Raw genomic sequence first — 2,697 nt, forward strand, 5'->3', positions numbered from 1 at the left:
CGAGCGGCACCATCCGCTAAGGCTACATACTCCTGAGACACCGATAGTGAACCAGTACCGTGAGGGAAAGGTGAAAAGAACCGCGGATAGCGGAGTGAAAAGAACCTGAAACCGTGTGCTTACAAGCAGTTAGAGCCCCTTGTAGGGTGATAGCGTGCCTTTTGCATAATGAGCCTACGAGTTACTCCTCACTGGCAAGGTTAAGTGTATAGATACACGCAGCCGCAGCGAAAGCGAGTCTGAATAGGGCGCGTAGTCAGTGGGGGTAGACGCGAAACCTAGTGAGCTACCCTTGAGCAGGATGAAGGAGCGGTAACACGCTGTGGAGGTCCGAACCAGTTTCCGTTGAAAAGGATTTGGATGACTTGAGGGTAGGGGTGAAAGGCCAATCAAACTAGGAAATAGCTCGTACTCCCCGAAATGTATTGAGGTACAGCGTCGTGGTTAGGTTTGCTGGAGGTAGAGCTACCAATAGGACTAGGGGGTGTCAGAGCCTACCGAATCCTGATGAACTCCGAATGCCAGCAAATTCATACACGGCAGTGAGGCCTGGGGTGCTAAGGTCCCCGGCCGAGAGGGAAAGAACCCAGACCCGCCGCTAAGGTCCCTAATTCTAGTCTAAGTTGAACAAAGGAGGTCCAGTTGCTTTGACAGCCAGGAGGTTGGCTTGGAAGCAGCCATTCCTTTAAAGAGTGCGTAACAGCTCACTGGTCGAGCGACCGGGCATCGATAATACGCGGGCATCAAGACTAGTACCGAAGCTTTGGATTCATATTATATATGAGTGGTAGGGGAGCATTCTGGTTGCGGAGAAGCCGAGTTGTCAGACTTGGTGGAGCGTCCAGAAAAGCACATGTAGGCATGAGTAACGATAAAATGGGTGCGAAACCCATTCGCCGATAGACTAAGGTTTCCAATTCAACGCTAATCGGAATTGGGTTAGGCGGGACCTAAGGGAGAGCCGACAGGTGTACCCGATGGCAAGCCAGTTGATATTCTGGCCCCCGGACTAGGAAGTGATGCAGGGACGCAGGAATGAAAGTACCGCGAGCGGACGGAAGTGCTCGTTAAAGCCCGTACCTATTGACAGAGTAGTTAAGTACGCTCAGTTAGGGGAAAGGTGATAGTACCACACGGCCTTCGGGCCACGTGGATAGTGTACCTAAGGACTGCCAAGAAAAGCTGCTAAACGTTGTATCCTAGCTCGGCCCGTACCGCAAACCGACACAGGTAGTCAAGGAGAGTATCCTGAGGCGCTCGAGTGAATCACGGCCAAGGAACTCGGCAAAATGGTCCTGTAACTTCGGGAGAAGGGACGCTTCCTCTTGGCAACAAGAGAAGCCGCAGTGAAAAGACCCAAGCGACTGTTTAACAAAAACACATGGCTTTGCTAACGCGTAAGCGGACGTATAAGGCCTGACACCTGCCCGGTGCTGGAAGGTTAAGAGGGGAGCTTAGTCGCAAGGCGAAGGCTTGAATCGAAGCCCCAGTAAACGGCGGCCGTAACTATAACGGTCCTAAGGTAGCGAAATTCCTTGTCGGGTAAGTTCCGACCTGCACGAATGGTGTAACGATTTGGGTGCTGTCTCAGCCGTGAGCTCGGTGAAATTGTAGTCTCGGTGAAGATGCCGAGTACCCGCCACGGGACGGAAAGACCCCGTGCACCTTTACTATAGGTTGCCATTGGTGGTGGGTTCAGTATGTGTAGCATAGGCGGGAGGCGTCGAAGCAGGGCCGCTAGGTCTTGTGGAGCCAACGTTGAAATACCGCCCTTACTGTGCCTGCTGCCTAACTCTAGCTTTGCTAGAGAACAGTGGCTGCTGGGTAGTTTGACTGGGGTGGTCGCCTCCAAAAGAGTATCGGAGGCTTTCAAAGGTCCACTCAATCCGCTTGGTAACCGGATGTAGAGCGCAATAGTAGAAGTGGGCTTGACTGTGAGACTGACTAGTCGAGCAGGGTCGAAAGACGGATATAGTGATCCGGTGGTTCCGCATGGAAGGGCCATCGCTCAAAGGATAAAAGGTACGCCGGGGATAACAGGCTGATCTCCCCCAAGAGCTCATATCGACGGGGAGGTTTGGCACCTCGATGTCGGCTCGTCACGTCCTGGGGCTGGAGAAGGTCCCAAGGGTTCGGCTGTTCGCCGATTAAAGTGGCACGCGAGCTGGGTTCAGAACGTCGTGAGACAGTTCGGTCCCTATCTGTGGTGGGCGTTGGAAGTTTGAGAGGACCTGACTTTAGTACGAGAGGACCGAGTTGGACCAGCCGCTGGTGCGCCGGTTGTCCCGCCAGGGGCAGCGCCGGGTAGCTACGCTGGGAGCAGATAAGCGCTGAAAGCATCTAAGTGCGAAACTCACCTCAAGATGAGACTTCCCAATGAAAGGTTCGTGGTAGACGACCACGTAAATAGGCCGCAGGTGTAAAGCTAGAAATAGCATAGCTGAGCGGTACTAAGGAACCGAGGACTTACGCTTGTCCCCACCTTTCTACTTCTTTTTCTTTCCCTTATGTCAACGGTTTTGTCGCTAGCACGAACACGCTAGCAACGCCAGCAATGGTGGCTTTAGCCCGGGTGTTCACCTCTTCCCATTCCGAACAGAGTCGTTAAGCCCCGGTGCGCCTATGGTACTGCCTTCACCGGTGGGAGAGTCGGTCGCCGCCAACTTTACAACAACGAGCCCCCTGCCCCTGCGCTTT

2 rRNA genes are annotated in these 2,697 nt (G+C 53.6%); both read left to right on the forward strand.

Features of this window, described 5'->3' with window-relative positions:
- Nucleotides 1-2 precede the first annotated feature (2 nt).
- Nucleotides 3-2,474: ribosomal RNA gene (locus tag FNT36_RS25200) — 23S ribosomal RNA — on the forward strand.
- A 79-nt stretch (nucleotides 2,475-2,553) separates the two neighbouring features.
- Nucleotides 2,554-2,665 (forward strand): 5S ribosomal RNA (rrf, locus tag FNT36_RS25205).
- Nucleotides 2,666-2,697: the final 32 nt, after the last annotated feature.

Origin of the sequence: Hymenobacter setariae, from assembly GCF_007713685.1 — a bacterium.
In the GTDB taxonomy this organism is placed as follows: Bacteria; Bacteroidota; Bacteroidia; order Cytophagales; family Hymenobacteraceae; genus Hymenobacter; species Hymenobacter setariae.